Annotated in this window: 15 protein-coding genes and 1 pseudogene; 2 read left to right on the top strand and 14 right to left on the bottom strand. The window is 60.4% G+C overall.

Translation table 11 applies throughout. The annotated features are described in order from the left end of the window. Positions 1 to 21: 21 nt before the first annotated feature. From AC3FOF_RS12690 to AC3FOF_RS12660, 7 genes and pseudogenes are all read right to left on the bottom strand, one after another. Positions 22 to 617: pseudogene (locus AC3FOF_RS12690) on the bottom strand (Tn3 family transposase); the annotation flags it as partial. A gap of 256 nt (positions 618 to 873) precedes the next feature. Continuing rightward, on the bottom strand, positions 874 to 2,676 hold the full coding sequence (locus AC3FOF_RS12685) for a DNA recombination protein RmuC (RefSeq protein ID WP_488726797.1): 1,803 nt from the start codon (positions 2,674 to 2,676) through the stop codon (positions 874 to 876). A gap of 55 nt (positions 2,677 to 2,731) precedes the next feature. Next, complete coding sequence (locus AC3FOF_RS12680) at positions 2,732 to 4,666, bottom strand: helix-hairpin-helix domain-containing protein (protein ID WP_488726796.1); 1,935 nt, start codon at positions 4,664 to 4,666, stop codon at positions 2,732 to 2,734. 5 nt (positions 4,667 to 4,671) lie between these two features. After that, a complete protein-coding gene (locus AC3FOF_RS12675) occupies positions 4,672 to 5,433 on the bottom strand; it encodes a PP2C family serine/threonine-protein phosphatase (protein ID WP_488726795.1) in 762 nt (253 codons plus the stop codon). Next, the gene (locus AC3FOF_RS12670; protein ID WP_488726794.1) at positions 5,430 to 6,089 is read right to left on the bottom strand and encodes a vWA domain-containing protein; all 660 of its coding nucleotides are present in this window, start codon (positions 6,087 to 6,089) and stop codon (positions 5,430 to 5,432) included. The genes AC3FOF_RS12675 and AC3FOF_RS12670 overlap by 4 nt, the downstream gene beginning before the upstream one ends. Positions 6,090 to 6,151: 62 nt before the next feature. Then, a complete protein-coding gene (locus AC3FOF_RS12665; protein WP_488726793.1) occupies positions 6,152 to 6,958 on the bottom strand; it encodes a hypothetical protein in 807 nt (268 codons plus the stop codon). A 281-nt stretch (positions 6,959 to 7,239) separates the two neighbouring features. Continuing rightward, complete coding sequence (locus AC3FOF_RS12660; RefSeq protein WP_488726792.1) at positions 7,240 to 7,503, bottom strand: hypothetical protein; 264 nt, start codon at positions 7,501 to 7,503, stop codon at positions 7,240 to 7,242. A gap of 876 nt (positions 7,504 to 8,379) precedes the next feature. Between AC3FOF_RS12660 and AC3FOF_RS12655 the strand changes: the two genes are divergently transcribed. Then, positions 8,380 to 8,577 (top strand): H-NS histone family protein, encoded by a 198-nt coding sequence (locus AC3FOF_RS12655; protein WP_488726791.1) that lies wholly within the window; start codon positions 8,380 to 8,382, stop codon positions 8,575 to 8,577. A 1,097-nt stretch (positions 8,578 to 9,674) separates the two neighbouring features. Here AC3FOF_RS12655 and AC3FOF_RS12650 read toward each other — a convergent pair. From AC3FOF_RS12650 to AC3FOF_RS12620, 7 genes are all read right to left on the bottom strand, one after another. Further along, complete coding sequence (locus tag AC3FOF_RS12650; RefSeq protein ID WP_488726790.1) at positions 9,675 to 14,756, bottom strand: S8 family serine peptidase; 5,082 nt, start codon at positions 14,754 to 14,756, stop codon at positions 9,675 to 9,677. Positions 14,757 to 14,864: 108 nt separating this feature from the next. Then, positions 14,865 to 15,443, bottom strand: a complete 579-nt coding sequence (locus AC3FOF_RS12645) for a hypothetical protein (RefSeq protein WP_488726789.1) — start codon at positions 15,441 to 15,443, stop codon at positions 14,865 to 14,867. An 18-nt stretch (positions 15,444 to 15,461) separates the two neighbouring features. Continuing rightward, positions 15,462 to 16,043 (bottom strand): hypothetical protein, encoded by a 582-nt coding sequence (locus AC3FOF_RS12640; protein ID WP_488726788.1) that lies wholly within the window; start codon positions 16,041 to 16,043, stop codon positions 15,462 to 15,464. Between the two features lie 2 nt (positions 16,044 to 16,045). Next, the gene (locus AC3FOF_RS12635; RefSeq protein ID WP_488726787.1) at positions 16,046 to 16,639 is read right to left on the bottom strand and encodes a hypothetical protein; all 594 of its coding nucleotides are present in this window, start codon (positions 16,637 to 16,639) and stop codon (positions 16,046 to 16,048) included. A 31-nt stretch (positions 16,640 to 16,670) separates the two neighbouring features. Then, positions 16,671 to 17,495 carry a hypothetical protein gene (locus AC3FOF_RS12630; protein WP_488726786.1) on the bottom strand — a complete coding sequence of 275 codons (825 nt, stop codon included), beginning with the start codon at positions 17,493 to 17,495 and terminating at the stop codon, positions 16,671 to 16,673. Positions 17,496 to 17,701: 206 nt separating this feature from the next. Next, positions 17,702 to 17,953: a hypothetical protein gene (locus tag AC3FOF_RS12625; RefSeq protein WP_488726785.1), complete on the bottom strand. Its 252-nt coding sequence runs from the start codon at positions 17,951 to 17,953 to the stop codon at positions 17,702 to 17,704. A gap of 227 nt (positions 17,954 to 18,180) precedes the next feature. Continuing rightward, complete coding sequence (locus AC3FOF_RS12620) at positions 18,181 to 19,167, bottom strand: sigma 54-interacting transcriptional regulator (protein WP_488726784.1); 987 nt, start codon at positions 19,165 to 19,167, stop codon at positions 18,181 to 18,183. A gap of 468 nt (positions 19,168 to 19,635) precedes the next feature. On the opposite strand from AC3FOF_RS12620, the gene AC3FOF_RS12615 reads away from it, so the two are divergent. Then, a complete protein-coding gene (locus AC3FOF_RS12615; RefSeq protein WP_488726813.1) occupies positions 19,636 to 23,094 on the top strand; it encodes a DUF3455 domain-containing protein in 3,459 nt (1,152 codons plus the stop codon). Positions 23,095 to 23,243: the final 149 nt, after the last annotated feature.

Raw genomic sequence — 23,243 nt, 5'->3', positions numbered from 1 at the left:
AAAAAATCCGCCACATTTCTGCTAAGCTGCTGATTTGAATAGGAAATCGATCGATGGATCGAGCGGCAGCACGCGCCGCTGCAAGTCGAGTAGGTAATCGCCGAACCGGTTGACATGCTCGCGGCGGTATGGCGACAGCGCCTTCAGCACTTCGGCATTCACCGGGTGCCCGCGTTCCTGCAAATCCTTCAGCTTGCGTGACATCCACTGAACGTTGTGGAGGACGACCATGTTGGCGACCAGTTGGTTGTACTTGATCACCTTGCGCTGTTCGTGCCGCAGATTTTCGGCGATGATCCCGTCGCCACCAAACATCACTGCGCGAAGTCATTGAACTGCTCACTCTTGTTCGTCGCAGCATGAATGGTGCGCCGGAGCTCCGAGTCGTTCAGGTACTTCAGCAAGAACAGCGTACGGATGACGCGGCCCAGTTCCCGGAACACAAAGTAAAGCTTGTTCTTCGTGCTCTCTGAACCCAGCCGGCGTAGGATGGTCGACGGCGTCATCTTGCCGGCCTTGATCGAGACGGCAACGCGCATCATGTCGGGATAGTGTCGTTGGATCAGGTCCCAGTCGATGGACCGGCGGCACAGCCGCTCGATATGGTCGTATCTGCGCCGCCGGTCCGCCTTGTACCTGCCCCAGGAAATCGGTTGTGGTGCCAGCATGAGTTGCTGGCGATGTCTGCACACAAGGCAGAAGGTCGTGTTTGGGACTGGGCGGATATTCTGAGGCATCGAAATTAGGCGTTCCCAGCCAAATTATTGGGCTCGCTAGGCGACGCCGAAGGAAGTTCCGCAAAGGGCGGCACAATGATCTCGTCATCGGCGCGAGCGCCCTCAACCAACGCGGAAGGCAAGTTCTTCCCCGGCTTCACCCCCAAGGCACGCAACACTCAGCTTGCCGAATCGCATTTCCCTTGCCGGTGGCCAGCTTGCTATGGGCATCGTCATACGCTGCCTTTGCCTGCCCCAGCTTCTCGCCAACCTTTTGCAGATCGCCAACAAATCCGCATAGCTTGTCGTACAGCTCGGCGCCACGCTTCGCGATGTCCTGCGCATTTCTGCTCTGATACTCCTGGCGCCAAAGGTGAGCAACGGTTCTAACGACGAAGAGCAGCGTAGACGGGCTGACAAGCAGAACGCTCTTCTGCCAAGCGTCCATGAAGAGTTCGCTGTCGTTGGTTACCGCGACCATGAATGCCGGCTCGATGGGTACGAACGCCAGAACGAAGTCTAGAGACTGAATCCCATACAGGGCCTGATATCGTTTCTCGGACAGACCCTTGATGTGGGAACGAACGGAATCCAGATGCTGACGGAGCGCAATAGCTCGCTGTTCGTCGGTCTCTGCGGAAAAAAATCTCTCATAGGCGACCAAGGAGACCTTCGCATCGACGACGAGCTTCCGGTCTTCGGGCAGCTCAATGATAACGTCTGGCTGCGCACGAGTTCCGTCTTCGCGCACCTGCGTATCTTGAACCCTGTACTCTTGGCCCTTACGAAGACCAGATGCCTCCAAGACCCGTTCGAGGATAAGTTCGCCCCAGTTACCCTGAGTCTTGGCTTGGCCTTTCAGTGCCGACGTGAGGTTCTTCGCTTCCTGGCTCAACGTCTGATTCATATTGAAGAGCTGTTTCACCTGCTCGGACAGCGCTGAGCGATCCTTGCCCTCCTGGACATAGACCTCCTCGACCTTCCCCTTGAACTCGGTAAGTTGTGTCTTCAACGGTTCCAGAAGCTGGCCAATCGTCGCTTGGTTTTGCTCCGAGAAACGCTTCGCCTTCTCCTCCAATATGTCATTTGCCAAGGTCTTGAATTGATTCGAGAGCTGCTCTTTCGCTTCGACTAGAAGCTGGAGCTTCTCAGCAGCATGCTGTCGCTCATCATCCGTTCGGGTGCGCAACTCGCTGAGGTCTGTGGATAGCGAGATGACCTTGCTATCAAGCATCGCTTTTGCAGTCTGAGTGTCCGACAGCTGAACATTCCGCCGCGTCGAGATTTCTTGCTCCGCGGCGAGCTGGGCGGCTAGCCGAGAGATCTCGCTGCTGGACGACTTCTTCGCCGCCGCACTGGCGTCCTTTGTCGACTCGAGCTCCGCGCGCGTAGCCTCAAGCTGAGTTTCCAGATTTGGGACGCGGATCGCAGTTTGTTCGAAAGCCGCCCTCAATTCTTCTGAGCGACGAAGTTCAGTGGAGAGTTCATCGTTCCGGGCTTGCAGCTTGCTATGTACGCTTCGCTCGTCCATCAGTTGTGCTGCCAACTGGACAGCCTTCTCAGCTTGCTGTCCGTTTTCCGATGAGAGCTTGCGCAGCTCAGCTTCGAGACCGTCGATAGTGGAAGCTTGCGTGGCCATCCGTCCTTCAAGCATTGGCACGCGGCTAGCGCGTTCAGATAGAGTTGCCATGTCGTTGGTAGCCTGGTCGAGCGACTTTCGCCACGTTTCGGCAGTGTCACGGAACGAGGAATGCTGTAGCTTCTCATCCTGAAGGGTCGTCGATACCGAGTTCAACTTCTCCGTCAGCGAGGCTATCTCAACTTGCATCGAAGCCTTCGCCTCCGCGGCAGCAAGCTGTGACATGGCCGTCGCGCGGCTTCGCGCCGCGAAGTACCCAAGGACCAGTCCGATGAAGAGGGCTGCGAACGCAGTGCTAAGGATTGCCACCATTGTGTTCATGAGAGTTACTAACGTATCTGCTGGGGCTGAGAGTTGAAGGCCAGGGGTAATCGCGCTACAGTGCTGCGAGGTCTGCGCGTGCCTGCGCCAGGTCGGCTGCCGCTTCCAGAACCGCATTTTGGAGCGATGCGGCTCGGTTCTGCTGCTCCGTTCTGTATCGCTTAAGCTGCTCCGGTCCTGCGCTAAGCGATTTCTCAATCTGAACCTTCGCTACCATGAACTTGTTCCGTACGGTAGCAATGTCAGCTGGCGTGACGGCTGCACTAGCGTTGAACCGGAACCCGAGTTCCTTCTGCTTCTTCCAGTCAACAAGGGAGCGAGTGAGGCTTTCACCGAAGCCCTTGATATTCTTGATGCGCGACGCGGTGACATCTGCAGCGGTTTCGATGCCGTGCGATGCGAGGGTCGCAGTGCGTCCCGGCCCCACTCCAGAGATTCCTGCGTCCGAGATGAAGAAGCGCTCCAAGTAACGCTGTTTCTGCCGGTGCTCTGCGGTCCTCTTGAGCTCTTCGATGCCCTGCTGCTCCTTAGCTCCGAGCGACTCGTACTCGGCTTTCAGGCGAGAAAGCTCCGACTTCGTCTTTGCAAAGCCCCCTGGGCCTGTTTCGGCGTCCCACCGCCCGGTGACGGAGTTCCAACGCCGTTCGGCGGCGATTAACTGCTGAGCGCGGCGATCTCGTTCGGGACCATAGTTAATCTTGCCGAAGAGCATCCATGCGAGACCACCGAGCATCAGCGCGATAATGAGGAGCGCTGGCTTAGCGATGGTGGCGATGATCCCCAGCGCAATAATGACGGTCCGGGCGAACAGGGCACTGTTCCGCGCCGATTGGCATTCGGCGGGTAGCGGTTGGGGTACTGCCTGGAAACTCGACGTCGGCATCGCGATTGCCACGGGCGCCGGAATTGCTTCAATCGCTGCCCATACCCGAGCCAAATGGAAGTCCGAGCTACCTGCGTGCTGATGAACCTGCGTATCGATGAAGTACACCACCCCCTTCGAATCCAGGTCGCACCATGGGCATGTCTTGAGGGCAGTAGGGTAAATATGCATCGAGGATGCACTGCACTTCTTCGTTCCAGCACGAAGCTGGTCGAGAGCGCTTACCCATTCGGAGGCAGTTGGTCGTCCAGCTCCCGATGCCCCAGGTTCTGTAAAGGCGCGCTCGAATAAATTTCCAAACGTCGGAGGTACTAGCGCTAGCGTTACAGACCTGGGTGGCGGCTCGAGCCCTCGGGCGCGTGAGTTGTGACTGTATGCGAAGCGGAATGCCTTGATATCCGCCTCAAGCTGATTTCCGACATCATTGCGGAGCGGCACGCCGGAAAAGGGGTGTCGCCCGCCGAACAGCAGATGAAAGACAAGTAGCGCGAGCCCGAAGTTATCGTGATTCGCGGTGCGTGGAACCTTGTCGAACGCAGTCGTGCCCTGGAGCTCCGGCGGCGTGTAGTGTGGAACACCTACCTCGCAGAGATGCAGCTTTCCATTCGCGTTGACCTGGAACGAGTCGCAGTCGATGAGCGAGACCTTGCTGTCGCCTCCAACGACGACATTGCCCTGATTGACATCGCCAATCACATGACCATGTGAATGGATTGTGGAAAATGCCGCGGCAGTATTTCGCGCAGCGAACACCAGAAAATCCCACGCGGCCCGAGGGTACTCTTGCTTGCGGTGCGCAGGGGAGTACAGCATGTGAATCGGCTGGCGATTCACAACCTTGTCCATCAGGAATCCGTTTATCGCGCCATTGCGCTGTACATGCAGAGTTTCCTGAGGCCAGGCTGCATACCCGAGAATCGATTTGTCGACAGTCGAGACCATGTGTGCGAGCTTTGACTGTCTGCCAGAGCTCAATGCGCTGTGATAAACCTTGGCAACCAGGCCAGGGTGGCCGTCAACGTCGAAAACGGATCCTTCCCCGCCGCGTCCAATCTCACGTCCCAGACGGATAGAATTGCCCTTGGCATCAAACAACGTCTTAGTCATTGCTACTACTGCTTGGCCGCAACAAGAACCAGTGTCTTGTCGTCATCTGTCCGCTCGTTCACGGCCTGGCTGCCCAGAAAATCTCGCAAGGGCCCCTCCAAGTCCGGCACTTTGTCCATCGACATCTTGTCCATTGTTCCGAAAAACGGAGCGAAGAATGGTGCGTGCGGCTCGTTAACCTCGAGGTTCAAAGCAAGCCGCTGGATGCCATCGCTGAATGCAGCTGCGTACTGGACGCTACCAGGCAGAACCTTCACGGAGAGATGATCCAGCGCATCCATGTCTGTGACGAAGTAGGTCTGATTCGCGTATTCGCCGGACATGGGCTCTACCGCCAAAGTAAGTCCTTCACCGATGTCGACGACTATGCCGCCGTCGCCTATCTGGAACAACACAGTGATTGAACCATTGGATACTAGACCCAGGAACGTGCAGGCGTAGTCGCGTGCAACGTTTCCCTCGGCATTCGCATCGGCATAAAGTCGCTCGCGAACTGCGATGACACAATTGGTCGCGAACTCTTCGTTTAAGCAGTACTCGATCTGCTGAATCTGCTTCAGAATGGCCGAGGCTGCGCTCTCGATGGCGCGTTCAGCCCCGGTGCCACCGTGGGCAGCGCTTCCCGCGCCATCTGCTACCAGAGCTACTAGGACCGGCCGTCCGTGGAAGTCGCTTTCGACATTCGCGTAGCAGCTATCCTCACAAGGAGTGCCGGCCGCTACGTGAGATGTTCCGATGACGGAGGCGTATACGGTTGCCCAGGTCACACCGAAGCCCAGCCTGCGGGGGAGTCAAGTTTGACTTCCGTACCCGGCGTTGACTGGGAAACGGAGCGCATGGAACTGGACAGCCACGTAAAGAGCTCGCGGAACTTCAGGCCTTGAAGCGACAGAGGCTCGCGAACGCTAATCTGGCGAAGAACGTCCATGTTCGCGCCCTGCACGCCGACAGCGAAGAAAGCGAAGTTCTTCGAAGCTTCACCTTCCCGAATTTGGGCGGCTGCAGATTGCCACTCGTCGGTCGGGCCGCCGTCGGTAATCAGCCAAATCCATGGACGATAGTAGGCGATGCCATTGCGGCGGTACTCCGCCTTCCGTTCGTTGACCATTGCGATGCCTTGGCGGATCGCTTCGCCCATCGGAGTGTCACCTTGTGACGTCAGATTCGGGGGGTAGAAGGATGCGGCAGTCTGGAAATGTGCCTCGGTGCGGACCGGACCGAAGGTGATGATGCCAACTTCGACGCGTTTCATCGCCAGCGAGTCAGCTGCCAATTCGTCCTTGAACGTGGTCAGACCCGCATTCAATTCATCGATCGGTCGGCCCGACATGGAGCCCGAAACATCCAGCAGCAGAAGGCAGGGGCAACGCGGTTCCGGGTTGTCTGCAAAACTGTCGGTGCCGAATGAGATTTGGTCAGTCATGATATTTACCTTGTTTCGAGTTCAACATGTCTGCGGCTCGTAGCGGAATGGTTCGTTGCATGCTACTTCACAAGGAAGCCAAGTAGAAGCGCCACTACCGACAAACCATAGAGAATGGGGACTGCGGTGGGCACGGTCCTGTTGTTCTTGTATCCGGTCTTGAATCTTCGATCGCGCTTCGGCGTCAGGGCCTGGGCGATAACTATGCCGATGAATCCCAGCCACATGAGATTTGCCAGCGGGCTGGAATCACTTTTGGTGGACGGTGCAGTTGCCGATTGAATGGAGCTCGCGGCCTCAATGGTGTCTGTCTCTGGAACAGCCGCAATCTCAACGGTGACCGGCGGCGCCTCAGCTTGTGGCCCTGTGTTAGCGGGAAGCTGTCCGGAAGGAGACGCATCGAATCGCCGGACAGGGAACGTTTCCGCTTCCGGCGCCTTCTGTGCGGCGGGGGGCGCGCTAGAAATTGTCGTGGGCGCAATTTGAACGATGTTCCGACGGTCTGAGCGCTGACCCCACTCAGCAAAGACGCCATCCAAGCAGCTCACTGAGTCACAGGCATCTCGTTTTGCGCGCCAAGCTGCGACTTCGGACTCGGAGATTTTTCCTTGGCGAAGTAGCTTTTGCTGGTCTTCGTAAATGCGCTCATAGCCGTTGGCGAGCATGGCGTAGTCGCAAATGAGGCGCTCGCCTTTCGACCTGACGCCGCCATTTGCGTAACAGTCCGCACTGCCTGACGCCACGTCAGCGCACTGAGCTGGGTTCGACCGGAAATTCGTCTCACAGACGATGTCCGATGCGAGAGTTGGCTGAGCAACCGAAAGCGCTATCCCAAAGAAGATAGCGATGCGAAGAATGACCCTAGGCATGATGCGCTCTTGTATTGTGACTATTTAGGCATATATCATCACTTTATACCAGCCGTAGTTTACGGAGGAATCGCTAGCGCGCTTCCCCCACCGAAGGAGTAGGCCACCCAGCTTGACGGCCGTGGGCGCCCGATTCCGGTAGCAGAAACAAATTTATGCAAACCAACGCGTCCGCGAATGAGGGAGGGCGATGGATCGGTTTAACATAACGCCCGGTCCGTGAAAAATGAACTCGACTGTTTGTCGAAACGTACCCCACGGCCTGGGGAACGGTCCGACCCTCAGTTGTCCGTCGGCGAACGGTGGGTGGGAACCGGTGCAAAGTCGAAGTGGGCGGCAGCATACACGGCATTGCACGCCCATACTTCTTCCCCGTCCTTATAGAAGGTGACCCATTTGCCGTCACTGACGCATTGGGCGCCAGGAAAAACCTCCTCATGGCCGTTGGGACCGTCCAGCGGGAAGGGCGCGTGTGGCGTGGCCCAGTAGTGGCCGTTCGGTAAGGCCGTGATCGATTTTCGGGACATTCTCTTCAGTACCGCCATGCGCTGTCACTCAACGTGCTATTCAACCCAGTCGCGGCGAAACGTATTCTGTCAATCCTGCAACGGCGTGGCACCGTCCCGAGACATCCTCGTGTAGTCTCACTGCCCGTCACCTCCTGCTATGCGGTCCGATTTAGCCATGGGGCAATACCTCCAAGTTGCAGTCCGAGCCTTCGGCGTCGGCGCCATCATTGTGATTGTCGCCCTCGTTTCCCGGCAAGTATATCTGCGGGTCACTGCGGAAGCTGGCGGTGCCGGCGGTAAAGAGGATCCTGCGGCAACGATGTTGATCCGATGCGAGGCGATGCACAGTCGGCTGCAGAATCGAGCTGTTTCCGAAGACGCTGCGGATCCTGACGAGGCGCCGCGTGCCCGGTGTATGGAGTCCTGAGCTCGCAGTGAACCTAAGCAGTCTACAGTTCACGCTCCGTGCGACTATTTAACTCCGGAATCACGGTCGGCGCGTATGTGGCCGGCATGCGGCTGGGCCGGGACCTCCCCGCAAGTGCCCTTCGCACGCGCCCAGCCTTGGTGAATATCCTCCCCAAGGGCGCTCACCGTAGGGGGTACAAGGTGAACATCAGTGGCGCGTCATGCCGAGCGGCAAGCGCATGCCGCGACCCAGGCGCGGCTGGAGGCTGGGCGGGCAGCGCCGGGCCGAGCGGGCCGGAGCCGAAGCGGCGCTGGCGCGCCAGCTACTGGCAGAATTGCGCGTGGTGCCGCGCGAGCGGAGGGGCGCACGGCGGAAGGCCGGTGCCCAAGGGCCGATCGCGAATGAAGAATCGGCTGCGCCGGCGCTCCCCCTCAACCCACGCGACGGCAACGATAGCAACGGAAATTGAGCGGGCGGACGCGATCCGCTGGATCCGGGCGTAGATGCTCGAGTACGGGCTGACGATGGAAACGTTGGGGGCGGGCAGGTGCTTTGCGCCGCCACCGAGCCCGCGCCCGGTCTGCTACCGCAATGCCGAGGGGCTGAGCTGGGACGGGACGGACGAGATGCCGGACTGGCTGCGGCGGGCGGTCAATGCGGGTCAGACGGTGGAACATTTCCGCGTCGAGCAGACCGAGTGATGTGAATAATGTCAGGCCTGGTACATCGGATAGGTCACATAGAGCTGACAAACTTGTTTGCTCAAAGTAAGGCATCGCGTCACACTCGCCGAATGATCTTGTGTGCACGATAAGTCGCGTCTGCGCTAGGGCCCGATCGGAGTCAGGTTGCGTTGCGCGCTATCCAGGCACGTTACCTCTTCACACACCCCAAGAATTCGCCCGCGTGACCTGTCGGGAGCCGGGTAGCGCCGCCGTCAGAATGGCCCTCCAAGGGGTCATCGTACTTTCCGTGAAAAAAATGGCGGTAGCGGACCGCAGCCCCGCCTGTAGCAAGGTTTTTCGGCGCAATGAATCACACGCTGCCGGAGTGTTTGTAAGTTCTTGATAGATAAGCATTCCCTGTGCGTACCGCCAGAAAGTGCTCGGGAAGTACGATGGCCCCGAGTTGCTCTGACTGAGGCGCATAGCGACGAGGGAGTCATAGGCAACAATATACAGGGTGACATGGTGATGAAGCTCCTCCAGCCGCGACCTTCATTGGGGTATCCGTACTTCTTGCGCAAAATCTCGCGGTAATTTCGCAGAGGGTCGCATGCAGCAAGGCTCCGCAGGCCCGCCTCTTTCGCGAGGCAGGCAATTTGACAAGTCCTTGATCCCTACGGATTTCCTGACCAAAACCGCCGGATTTTGCGCAAAAAAGTGCGACGAGCCCCAGGAGGAAGGCGCTCGAGTTGCTGGAGCTGCGTACCCAAACTCGTCGGAGCTGGAGCGCACCCGCGAGCGTACGGTGCGCCGAGCGGGCCGATGCAGAAGCCACCACGACACGCCGCCAGATAGGCGCCGGGCGTCGGTGACGCGCACCGAGCTTAAGCCCGGGCCGGCCTGAGGAGGAGGGGGCGAGGATTTTCGACCGCGCCACGGGATAAGCCTGTGAACAAGCTGCGCGGGGGGGCGACCGACGGCCTCTGCGGATTTGATTGAAATTATCGTCTTAAAAGGGTTGTGCGGACCGGGACCGCAGCGCCGGTCGAGAGCTCGATCGCCTGCGCCCAGCATTTATCATGGCGGGCCTCCTCGCAGATGTCCAATGCGTGACAGGTTTTATCTGATCAGTTTCATGCATCCGATCCGCACTCGCACATGCCGGGGCCCAATTCCCCGCTCGAGACCGAGAGGATCTCAAACCCAGTGCCGTCCCCAACCTTGACGAACAGCCCGCTACTGCTGCACGACGTGCTGCATCGTGCAATGTGCGGCCGTTGGAGTGGGTCGGGGCGCATCCAGGCCGCTGAAGCAAACTCCACATCGACCTGCCCCAACGGCACGACGGCTTTGCCAACCTGCACTTTGCCCTTGAACATGCCAATCTGGCGCGGGTGGGTGAGGTCGAAGGTCGAGGGAGTACCCGGGGTATCGCTTTCGATGGGTCGCAAGCCTTGCGATGCCAGCTTCCGGATAATGTCCTTAAGCACCTTCTTCACTGCATCTGGCAGCAAGCGCAGGACGCCAGCATTTCCTATCAAGCTATCCAGCAGATCATCATCGAGCTTGTCCGGAAGCTTGATTCTCAGGCCGATGCCCGCATAGCATAGCGTCAGCTTCCGCGGATTGTCTCGTTCACGCTCCTGGATCTCGAAAACGCCTGCCTCGCTGATCAGTTCGCCGGGGAACAGCAGCAGGAACTCACTGAGGCTTTCGCTCAAGAGTTTCACTTTCGGAAGTTCTTTCAGGATGAGATCGGCCAGTTTGCTCAGCCCCTTCTTGAGCAATGCTTCGAGGGGACCCTTAAGTGGAGCAGGCACATTCGGCATGCCCTTTCTGAGCAGATTGTCCAGCGTATCCTCGAGCAGGCCCTTTGTGTGAAACGCACAGCAGCGGATGCTGTACTTGTCCCATCCGGGATCGACCGGTGGTATCGGGCGAGGCGCTTTACCGGGCGCGTGAACCTGGACCAGCACAGAGCGCCATTCCCCCAGTTCGCAGTCGCCATCGCGACAGGTCGCGCGGGTGAAGCCCTGGCCGGACGGGTTGATTTGCACGCGCTCCAGCACACCCTTGAAGAATCCAAGCGAGGCGCGGAGATTCTCCGCCACACACAGGGCTCTTCGGCACGACAATTCAAGGTTGTATTGCCGAGTCCCCGTCCTGCTGGCCATACCAGTAATGGTGACGGCAATATCCTGCGATGTCGCAACCGAACGGTCGACGATGAACTCGCGAATCCTCGTCAGCGCTTCGGCATGGCGCACCTTGCGTGGCAGGTAAGCATTGACATCGTAGTCGATCAACTGGAGTGCCAAGTTGACAGCCCGATCGCCCTCGGTGCGATCGAGAAAATCGCCGTCCGGCAGCCCCTTGGAACGAACCCTGTCAGATGCGGGCTGCGTGTTCCCGCAAGTCACGGTAATGCCTGAGCAGTCCACGCCAGGGGTATCGCCCTCCCTCTCGCCAACACCTCCTGCGCCGGTGATGCTGCCTACGCGCTGCCGCAGGATCACCTCGTCGAATGGCACGCGGCGATCCGCATTCAAGATACGTCGAGCGAAGCCATCGGCGGTAGGGCGCGGACGCCAGCCGTTTTCCGCCACATGGACAAACCAGCCATCGCCAGGCACTTCACCCATCAAGCCAAGCGCGCCTAGCTCATGCGCGCCGCGCAGGGTCGAGTCCACCACAGCGAAGATATGGGCGACTGGACCTTCACCCAGCGCCCTACGTATCACGAGGTCGCCAGCCTGCAGCGGCACAGACAGTAATTCGTTCGGCCCGGCGATGGTCATCAACGCATGTTCGATCGTCTGGCGGAGAATGACGTTGCCGCCTATTATGGCATCGAACACGGTCGCAGCTGGTATCTCACCGCGCGCGATGGCGGCAATGCTTGGCGTGACGCCGCCGCCGATCATGTTCAGAGGACTGCTGGCTGTCAGCGCCACCGGCTCGACGATGCCTGCCTGACGCAAAGTTGCGGCAGCGTCAACCGCCTCGAGCGCTTCCATGCCCCACAATTCGGTATCGGTCCCCATGCTTGCGAAGCCTGCCTCCGTACTGGCATGGCCTGCTACCAATGCCTTGTCCCCGCAACGGCAGCCCGCGCTCACCAACGGCACGTCCGCGTTGCGCTCTCTCGGAGTGCCTTCCGTTACCGTCTCGACCTGCGCGTCCGCCCCTGGCAAGGTTGCCGCGTCGGCGACGACCGACACCTCGCCGGCCACCTCCGTATGATAAGTCTCAGGCGCAGGCGCCGGCACCACGGCGGGCCGTGCGGAAAATGCAGCAATATTGGCGCCCAGCACAAGACTCAGAGGATCGATCTGTTCCGAAGCCGTCTCGGCGGACTGGATACTCGGACCATCGGCCCCAACCGGCCGGCAGTTCTCGAAACGCACGCGTCCGCTGACGGGCGTGCTCGGCCCGAACAACAGGTTCTCGACGGTGTTACCCGGCGGTGGCGGCACGCGAAACAGCATCTTTGTCACGCCGTTCAAGCTCGCATACATCTCGAATGCCGGGAAGCTATCGATTTTGCCCGAGAACGCCACCTCGACCAAATTGGCGCGCGGCGCGCAGAAGATGGTGATCTCGCCCACGTAATCAATATCCGCCGCCGCGTTCACACAGGGATCGGAAGCCGCACCCTTTATGCGCAACCTGATGAAGAAATTCGCGGAAAACGGTGCTGACAGGTCGGGTTCGACGTGAAGATCGCTGAAGCTGCAGCGGGACATGTCTGCCAGCATTCGACACGTCACCGCACCGCTCGTCTTGTCGATCTCTGTTGTCCCGGACGTGGCGTGCTCCACATTCGAAGGATGGCGAATGAGCGTGGGCGGCATCAGTCTGATTTCAGCCATCGAACGCATGCGTGCACTGGCGCCCGCGTTGTCGTCGAAGCCGCGTTGGTCAGTCAGGTATCCCCGGCTTAGGCAGTGCGGATTGAGGGGCAGCGCAATTACCGGACAAGGGATAGCTGTCTTACCCGCATGGGGACCGGCGGGGACCGTGAAGGTGTAGCCAGGCACGTCGCGCGGAATGAAGGCGTTGATCCATACGGTCAGTGTGCCGCATGGCACTGGCACTGATGTGGGCTGCGGCGCCACTGGCGGCTGGTCGGCCCCCTCTGGAGGCGGCGCCACGCCTGCCGAGACGAGCGCGGCTTGAGTTGCCGGCCCCACCAGTCCGTCGATGGCCAGCGGAGGGTGTTCGGCCTGGAACCGCCTGATGGCCGCGCCGGTGCGCGGTCCCAGGATACCATCTATGGCAAGGCCTGCGCCATCGACGGTATTGAGTGACGACTGGACCCAGCGGATGTAGGCAGGGCTGGTCCGTACGGCGATGGCTTCCAGCAGCGGCGCCAGTTCACCGGCTATCGGAGCATCGAGATGTGGCGTGCCAGCCGCCGGCGCACGCCCCACGCTGGCAACCACGGGCTCTGCCGCCGAGGTGGATGTCAGGCTCCTATCGCGGAGCTTGCGGGCGGCTTCGACCGCAGCCTCCACATCGAGGTAGCCGATGCCGACACGGTCTGGAAAGTCCTCCGGTACCGAAACCTTCGCCGCGCTTTCAAGGAGCAGGTTGCGCGTCTCGTCGATGCGCAGGCGGCGCGGCGAGGCCTGGAACATCAGCGCCACCGTCCCGGTGACGTGCGGCGCGGCCATGCTGGTTCCCGACATCAGCGTGACCTTCGGCACGTCGTCGCCGCCTTCACGGGGCGCCGAGCGCGCAGCCAGGACGGCAACGCCCGGGGCGCAAAGGTCCGGCTTCAGGCGGCCATCCCGCGTCGGGCCAACACTGCTGAAATGCGCCACACGCAATTCCGGGTCGTGGCGATCATAGGCTCCCACCGCGATTGTGCGCAGGCCATTGCAGATGGTGCCGGTGGTCGAAGTCGGTACCGCGTCTTCCGCGCGAAAGCGGGACTGGCACCTGGCACAGCCTGCGTCGCGCTCGATCCAGGCATGGAAGCGGCCATCCACAACATCCGTGGCGATCAGCGTCACGCTCCATGGCCCGGCCGGTGCTGCCGCATACAGGAAGATGTCGATGTGATTGTCAAGACTGTTGGGCTCCCGCGCCCGGTGGTAGATATTGCCCACCTCCTTGCCTGCCACATGCAGCGTGGCGCGTTCACCTGGGGCAGCGCGTGTAAGCAGACCCTGCGGCGCCCGGATTTCCACGACGAGCGCGTCGCGCCATGAGTACCAGACCTCGAGCTCATTGTTGGTGGGATCGCCTTCATTGATCTCCCACACGAATTGCCGCTGCTCGGTCGGGCGCAACTGCCCCGAGGCATGAATCCGCTTGTCGAAGTAGTTGCCGGCGCTCATGCAGATGGCACGCCCGGGCGCACCCCGTACTGCGGCGTCAAGGCCATGTTCCGTCCCCGTGGTGCCGTCATGCTGCTCGCCATGCCGGCCCATGCTCAGGTTGACCACCCAGGGACGATCGCCCGCTACGCGCGCAATGAAGTCGATGGCCTCCAGCAGCGTAACGGAATCCCCGAGTTTTTCGGAGGTGTTCTCGCCCCAAGGTGCATTGTGGACGAAGACAAGTTCGGCCTCGGGTGCGATCCCCGCAGGCCGGCCCTCACCGCCGCTGCCTGCGGCAATGCTGGCAACATGGGTACCGTGGCAGCCGCGTCCGGTATCCGCGTCGGCCGGGTGGTAGCCAAGCGCGGCATAGGGATTCTTCTCGCGCAGCGCGGCGTCGATCGCCTCGCGGTCGTGAAGCCTGCCATAGCCGAACGGCTGTGGCGGCGTGGGCAAGCCGGAAGCGCGCTGGTCCCACAAGGCGATGATGCGCGTGCTGCCATCCGGATGCCGGAAATCGGGGTGCGCGAAATCGAAGCCCCAGTCCACCACCCCTACGACCACGCCCCGGCCTGTCGCTTCCAGGCCCGAGGGCCGTCGCTGGTCGGTACTGCGCATCTCAGTGGAGACCGGTCCGGATTCGCCATCAGCGTCCAGCTCGACATCCGGTCCGAAGTAGCTGTCGCCGGCAACCATATCGGCCACTTCGGCGGCATCGTTCAGTCGCGGGATATCGCCACGAGCCATGCGGACCGTGACGATATCCCCGAACTGCGTCAGGACCCGCACGCCTGGTGGAAACACCGCATGGCTGCCCAGTCTGATGATGGCAGCCACTTCGTCGCCTGCCTCGCCGTCTTCAAACAGTTCCCAGAGATCCGGATCCATGCCAGGCTCTCCTTGACATGAGTACGGGTGCGCAAATGGCACGCTACCCGGCACGCCCGCCTGGCAGGCCGCCAGACCGTCCGTTAGGTGTGCTTATCCCCTTTTGTGCTACCCCACCCCCACGGGCGTGCTCTCCTGGCCGAAATCCCCAACCGAATTCATGACGGCAACCGCGTACTTGTGGGTCGCCACGATCTGCTTGGGGTCAATATCCGGCGGCACAGGCCGTTCAACTACCAGTTGATTGCCGACGGTGGCCTCTTGCGTATCAAGCAACCTTATCTCTTCAATGGCAGTCAGTTGTCCGCCTCGCGACTGAACATAGGCAATCACTTTGTAGCCAGATGCCGCGGGAATGGGGCTCCAGACAATCTTCACAACGTGTCGACCGTCGCGCCTTTCCATAACGGCTTTCACGTCGTTCGGTGGCTGCAGGGCAGGCACCGATAGCTGCGGCGCAGCCGCAGGCGAACCGGCTGCCGGTGTACCGGCCGCCGGCGAAGTGGCCACAGGCGCCACCGTGGGCGCCGCACTTCTTTGTGCCAATGCAAACGCAAGCACGATACCCATGGGCGTGAAGCCCGTGATCCCGGTGAACAGGGCAATTGGCATGGCGGCCGCCTGAGGCGCGTTGTACCGCCGGGCGACCGCGATGCCGACGGCGAAGCCTACTGGATTGAAGCGCATGGCCGGTGCCTCCCGAACTCACGAGCGTGCAGGATTCGCCAGCACGAGGGCCAGCACTAGCAGCATTGTGTTATCCATGCCACCTTCGCTCCCACCAGGCCCACCGGTACCCAGGCCGCCAACCAGCAGCACTGGCAGCAGCGCATTCATCATGCTCGTTGCTGGCGGTGGCAGTTGCACCGGAGCGGGTGGAACGTTGGCACTAACCGAACCCTGTGGAATGGTGTAGGTCGGCGGTTGGATCAGCAGCGGAAGCAACGCGAGCATCGATACCTTTTGATTCGTATCCTTGCGCGCCGTTTCGCCTTCCTTCTTGCGCGCTTCAAACTCCTTCTTGAGCGTGACCGTGGTCGCATTCAGCTTCGCGCTGACAGAGGCGATCGCATCGGAGTTGGTCTTGATCTGTGTGCCTACTTTCTCGAGCGCCGCACGCAGGTCACTCATGGCCACATAGTTCTTTGACGGCGGCGGCGGCGGAGCGAGACCACGCCCGGATGCGGTACGCGGGGCGCTGGTACGGCGGGCCGCCTCGCCCCATTCGCTTATCCCCTCGGACTCGAAGCCCTCCAGCAATTCGGCTACTTCAGATTCGTACGGCATCTTTACCTCCTTTCAGCATCTGTTCCCGTTGGTGTGTCTGGCGATACACGCGTGCGCATCGCCGCCCCCCCATCTCCGGACTTCTGCTGCCGCCACATCCGCGCGGCAGGCAGTACATAGTCGAGGAAAGCATCGGGGTCCGGCATTGAGAATCCCGACCTGCCCCGTCCTCGGCACGACCGGCATTCCTGGTCGTCTCCCCAGCAGAGTGGACAAGCGCCCAGTGCCCATGCGAGCGCCTCGTTGCGCTCGCGTAGCCGCCGCGTTTCGGCAAGCACGCCCTCGAGCCGTTCCTGCAACTCCCGTATGGCCTCCAGCCGGGGCCCCGCTGCGGGCTCCTCGTCTACCGGCGTCACCAGCCCGTCAAGCACCGTGGACGCGCCGCCCTGCCGCATCGCATCAGTCTCGCGCAGCTGCTGCGAAAGGAGGCGAGCCAAAGGATTCTGCTCCGCGAGGTTGTCGAGCAACTCGTGTAGAGGTGGCGCGGACGGGCCATTGCCTCCGCCCAGCGCAGCCAGCAACTGGGCGGCCTGCGGGTTTGCCTCAGTCCCCATCTGCGACGCGTACATGGTGAGTAATAGCGATCGGATGTCCATGGCCACTCCAGTCCATACCAGTCACTCCAAACTAATCGGATTCGAAACTATCGATCAGTTCGAGCATCTCCCACATCTCGGCTTCCGCGGATTCAGCGGCCTCCGCCGCTTCGGAGGCTTCGGTCGCATCCGTTCCGCTGCGCCACGGCCGGCCGGCTGGCCGGCTATCCGGCTCGAGCGGCGTGCTCTCGAGGAGCTCATACAGCGCCTCGGCTCGATGCGCCGGCACTGCAGGGTCGCCGACGCTCTCTCCGGCATAGTCGCGCATATACATCGGCACGCTGTCGCTGGCGCTGGCAATCGCCGTGTTGTACTCTGCCGCAGCCTGGTTCGCGAGCACGCCAAGCAGATTGGTGAAGGCGCCAACGGGCACTGGCATACCACCCACGGGAACGCTGCGCCTGCCCGCAGAACCCATGGCCATCGACATCAGCGCCCCAAGCGTTTCAGGGCGCAGAACCGTCTGCAGCAACTTCCCCGCCGCCGGCGAGCCGCCTGCACCGGCGAGCGCACCCAGGACGCCGCCGATGGCGCCGCCGCCACTGGGTCGCGTCGCCGCCCCAATGGCGCCGCCCGCCGCGCGCCCAAGCGCTCCACCGAGGGACGCCCCGAGTGGGCCACCTACCGCAGTGCCAAGCACGGTGCCGGCGATAGGCAGTATTGTTGGCGCTGCACCAAGCGCTGCCTTGCCAACGCTGGATACCACCTTTCCGAGATCGCTGAAGAAACCTTCGGCCATCTCCGCGTCGATACCATGCGTCGCCAGTATCGCCTCGATGCGCTGGTCTGGCACATGCTCGAAATCGGCATGAAGACTGGCGCGCAAATTCGGGTAACTCGTACTAACTGCTGGCATGGAAGACTCCTCGGGCGATGCGATTTCAGCAACGTAGGAAGTGGTGATTCCTGTAGGTCCAATGGTCTAGCTGCTTGCCGTCTGCTCACAGTCGCCGAAACAGGGCGGGCCTGGCGCCAGCAGGCGTGGCAGTCCGGAAGATTCGTGGCATCGATCCCCTGGGGCATCAGGATGCCCGCCTTCGTCTGCCCCTCGCTCCATAGGCATCAGGTCCGAAGCGATCCTTGCGTGCTGCTGAACAGGACCGCCTGGTCCGCCAGTCGTCGGATCGTCACCTTTCCTTCCGCTACCAACCGCATCAGCGCACGCTCCACGTCGTTCCTTTGCACGCTCGCCTGCTCGCCGTGCAACCACCAGTTCAGGATGCCCTCGACGGTGTCCGCGGCATCGGGGTGGCGCGCAAGGTAAGACAGGATCGACGCACGGACTCGCGCGAGACGCGCCTCTTCGCTTTCCACTGGGCATCCAATATTCGCTGTTAGGTCAAAGCAAACGGCGTTCCAGCGTCCGCATTCCCGACCAGGCGCGCTCTGTCAAGGCGATGCGGCAAGGCGCTAGGCGGCGGGCGGGGCAACGTTGACCCGCAAGGGCGCAGTCGGAGACGGCATGGAGTCCCTGCTTGCGCCGGTCAGACATGGCTCCACGCCAAAACGCTGCCGAGGCGCGGAGTTGACCCGGCAGCGGGTCATTCCTGACCCAGGTATCCAAGCGAGGGCCGGGCAGGAGCAATGCCATGCTTCTTAAGCAGCTTGCCGAAGGCGCGCCGCTCCTTGCCTGCCAGCTTTGCCGCCCTTGTGACGTTGCCGTCGGCCGCATGCAGGGTCTGCGTCAGGTAGCGCAACTCGAACTCGGTGATTACCCGGCTTTTGGCAGTCTTGAAGTCCTCGTAGCCGGCTACTGGCCGGCCCTGCCCGGGATCGCGGAATATCCGCGGTTCGAAGCCATTCGGAGCGGAGAAGAAGATCGTAGGGCCATCCGCCAGCAAATACTCACGGCAAATGAAGTTCTCCAACTCGCGTATATTTCCCGGCCAGCGGTAGCCACTCATCCAGGCAAGGGTTGCGGGATGGAGCGTCTTGACGCCGCCACCATAGCGCTCCGCACACACTCGCAGAAAATCAGCTGACAGCAGTTCGACATCCCCCTCACGTGCGCGCAGGGGCGGCAAGGCCAGCACCATAATGCGCAGTCGGAACAGGAGGTCGAGGCGGAAGAGTCCAGCTTCCACCCGCGCATCGAGATCCGCATTGGTGGCAGCGATCACGCGCACATCGGCACGACGGCTCTCCGACGCCCCGAGCGGCCGGTACTCGCGGTCCTGAAGAAACCGCAGGAGGGATACTTGCGCCTTCTGTGGCAAGGCGTCCACTTCGTCGAGAAACAGGGTACCGCTGCGCGCAAGCGCGACAAGTCCGGTTTGGTCCACGTGCGCATCAGTAAAGGCTCCGCGCTTGTGGCCGAACAACTCGTTCTCGACCAGCATTTCCGGGATTGCGCCGCAATTGACGGGGACAAAAGGTCCATCGCGCTTGCTTCCGCCATAGTGGATGGCGCGGGCTGCCAGTTCCTTGCCCGTGCCGGTCTCGCCCTCGATCAGCACCGGTGCGTCGCAGCGGGCAATCCTGTCAACCAGTCGGAGGGTGTCCAGAAAGGCGCGCGATTGTCCAATCATCGGAATAGCGCTCCTCGCAGCCTGCTGCGCATCAATGCCGCACCGACGGCAGTGGCGCATGTCCAGGCTCGACCGACAAATTAAGACACACCTCTCTGGTATGAAATTGAGTTAATTTGACCTTAATGCTAAGTAAGTGGAGCCAATAATGATTCATTGTTATGGCTCCATCCATTTTTCTTCGTATCGATATGATAGAAATCAGATGAAATTGTCTTGATGAATAATTATTACATCTGATTTAAATGGAATTTAAATTGCTTCATTTTTGATACACTCGATTTGCCACCCACGTTGGCGGCTCGTGCTAAAAGACAATATTTTCATGGGCTTAGTAAAAATCACAAATCGGTGTTGAAAATAGCGTCACAGTGATCGAGGAGACTCCACCTGCCGACGAACTCTCGACGGTCACCGATGCAAGTTCGCGTCTATCGTCTATAACGAAGGACAAAACGGGTGGTGAACATGCTGGTCGACACTGATCCCCTTGCAACGCTGCCCCCTGATCCCGCATTCAGGCCGGGGAGGAGGGCCCGTTTTTCTGCTATAGCCTACCGGCACAGTGTCAACTGGAACCTGCTGCGCAGTCGGATGGCGCAGGATCAGGGTGGTGAGGCAAACAGGATTCGGAGAAGGTTCGTTCCATGGGCTCTCGTGCTGTGGGCTTGCGTCACCTTACTCGCGGCAGGAGCTTACGCGGAGGGTCCAACGATCAACCCGAAGTTTCCCGTACGCAACAACGCGAGCCTCTCGCCGCCCAGCGTTCAGGCCGAGATTCACGAATGCGCGCTGAAGATTTACGTGTATGGGTTTGTTCCAGGCGCAACGGTAAGGGTATTCGCCAGCGGCCAGCCTCATCTTGTCGGCCAGGATATACCTGACGTCGGCTATGCCGAGATCAAACTAAATCGACCCTTGGCACTCGGCGAGCTCATTATGGCGACCCAGACCGTAGGCGGAGTCAGTAGCAGCCCCTCGTACGATCCCGCGAAGGTTAGTTCGTACCCGGCTTTGACCACGCCGGTAGTCGGCCCGGACCTGTATGCTTGCGGGCGCGAGGTGCCAGTCGGCAACTTGGTGCCAAGCACGCACGTGGAAGTCAAGGATGTGGAGACTGGCAAGGTAATCGGCGAGGGGGAAGCCACCGGCGGCTGGGAACCAATCGGTACCAACAGTTTGGTTTCGGGTCACCACAGTACGGCCGTCCAGATCGCCTGTCCCAACGATCCCGCCAAGACCGTCACCAGTAACGGTTCGCAGCCCGTGATCGTCAAACCCGAGCCGAGTCCGCTTACGATTCCCGCGGTTGACGCGCCTGTGATTGGCAGCGACATCGTAGTGATGCACAAGCTTTTTGTCGGGGCTGAAGTCCTGATCCAACAAGGTGCGCCAATCGCTGATGGCCTCGCGACGGCCGCCGATAACTGGACTCACGTCGCTCCTACCATCAAACCCGCTCCGCCTGGGGTCACGGGGAGACAAAAGCTGTGTTCGACCAGCCCGCCATCCAGCCCGGTCGATCCTACGAACGACCTGCCGGCGCCCGTTCTCGGCGCACCCATCTGCGAGGGAAGTCACTTTGTATCGGTCGACAACACCGTCCCAAATGCCAACGTCGTCCTCCTGCGTGGCGGGTCGGTGATTGGGTATGGCGGTGCAGTACCGGGCAATCTAAAGCTGGCGGTGGGAAGCGGGATAAACCTGAACGCGGGTGATGTCCTCGCGGCGATTCAATACGTTGGCAACATCATCAGCCCACCGTCAAATCAATTGACGGTGGGCTGCGATGGCGCTGAAAACGTTGTCACGCAGCATAACGACAACTACCGTACCGGGGCTTACCTTCACGAAACGACCTTGACACCATCCCAGGTCAGTACCCGAGGCATGCGGCTCAAGTACACGCACTCGGTAAATGGCGGTATCCTCGCACAACCGCTGTATGTGCGAAGCGTGGATTTCAAGAATGGCCGCGCCAACGGCTTGTTTCTTGCGACCACTTCAAACATGGTCTATGCGCTCGACGCCGATACCGGCACGGAAAAGTGGTCCAAAGTGTTGCTCGACAGCAATCCCGGCCAGCGGCCCCTGGCGCGGTTCATCAGCGCTACGCCCGTCATCGACGTCGGCGGACACCGCATGTATGTGCTCTTCAGCACAAAGAATCAGGCGCAGGATACGGCAAATTGCCCCGACAGCAATCATCCCGATCCCGCTTGCATGACCTATGAGGACGAGTTGGCCAAACTGGATGTGGCCTACTGGCTTGTAGTACTCGATTATCGCGACGGCAGCGAACTCGCCAGGGTGCCCGTGGAGGCGTCACTCTATCGCAGCGACGGCACATCGGTGACCTTCACACCCAAGAACCAGGTGGATCGTGTCGCGCTGCTGTTAGATCACGGCTCAGTTTATCTTGGCTTTGGTATGCGCTTTCGCGAGGAGATCGTTGAGTACCACGGCTGGGTACTCCGCTATCGCGCAGGCGACCTCGCCTTCCAAGGCGCCTTCAACACTTCGAGAGATGCGACTGTGCCGACGAATCCCTTCACGTCGCACCGAGCCGAAGGTGCTGGGATTTGGCAAGCTGGAGGAGGGTTGGCAGCCGACCCCGACGGAAACACCTACTTCCTTATCGGCAATGCTGCCGCCGACCCCCTTCATTACAAGTTCGGCGACACTTTTGTTAAGCTGACGCCTTCGGGAAATTCGCTCGTGCCCTCGGTGTTTGTGCCACAGAATGCGACGACGCTGGAAGCAAACGACGCCGACCTCGGCTCGGGAGGAGCAATGACCCTTCCGGGGTTCAATCTCGTCATTGGAGGCGGAAAGACCGGCTATCTGTACCTGATGAATCGGAGCTCCATGAGCCTGATCCAACGGATCACGGCGGCAACCAATCAATATGACCCCACACAACGCGACCAAACGTTTGACAGCGGACCGCATCTCCATGGGTCGCCGACTTACTGGCGCGGGCCGGATCCGAAGTACGGCTACCTCTACGTCTGGGGCGAGAAAGATTACTTGCGACTCTATCGCTTCAATACTGCCACACAAAGAGTCGAGGAGCCCAATTTTCGACAGGGCACTGTCCTGGCCCTTCAGGCACTTATGCCGGGAGGGATGATGTCGGTTTCGGCCAACGGCAACGCGGCAAACAGTGGTGTCGTCTGGGCTGCTTTGCCTGTCGGCACCGTGAGGATGACTACCGGCCACCTTTACGCACTCCACGCGGAGACCTTGCAGCCGCTTTGGGATACTGACTTTCCTGCTAGCAGCCATTGGGTTCCGCCCACCATCGGCGACGGCAAAGTCTTTGTCGCGACCGGAGCCGGAGAGCTAAGGGCATATGAACTTGGACTCAAGCTCCATAAGAAGCGACCTTTTCAGCCTCAGCCACAGGTGGGAGAGCCTCTCCTGGCGCAACGCTATGAAGACGAGGAAAGCGTTCGCGCATTGCCAAGGATGGCTCTGAACGCGCTCGCGCCGCCGCAGGGGCTTGTACAGGCGGCAGTCCTGGAGGGCGAAGCAACCGAGACGTACGAAACAGTCGAAAGCGCTGAGACGGGAGCCTTGGCGTGGCAGTCGACGGGGACCACGGCTATTCTCAAACCTGTTGCAGGTCGCGGCCCGCAGGCAGACCCCGTACGCGTAGAACTCTTGTCTGGCCCTGCCTGGCGCGCTTCGGATGGCAGTATGGCGCGCGGAACAATTGAGAAGACTGTTCCCGCGCCTGAGAGACAAGACGCTCGCTGGGTACTCTTCAAAGTGACTACCACAGAGGGCCGCGGCATCCTCAGTAATGCGAAGTATATCCAGCGCGTTTTCACCGGTGGGGGCGCAGCGCCGACAGAGCCACCCAAAGAAAAAGGGGCCAGTGTGCGCGTCGGATATCACGCACGGTACATAGTATTTCAATAATTGTTGGGAGCAAGGCACGCAACGTTCGATTACCGTGCCAAGGTTGCTTGCGGTGATCGTGCCGAACAAGTTGCCCGCACTGTCTAGAACCAGCCTTTAGGGGGGCGCTTCAGAAAGCGGACAATCTTGCACTACAAGGGAAGCTTTGA

It is taken from the genome of Cupriavidus sp. 96C5-1, from assembly GCF_057798855.1.
This window is presented reverse-complemented; position numbering and strand designations above follow the sequence as displayed.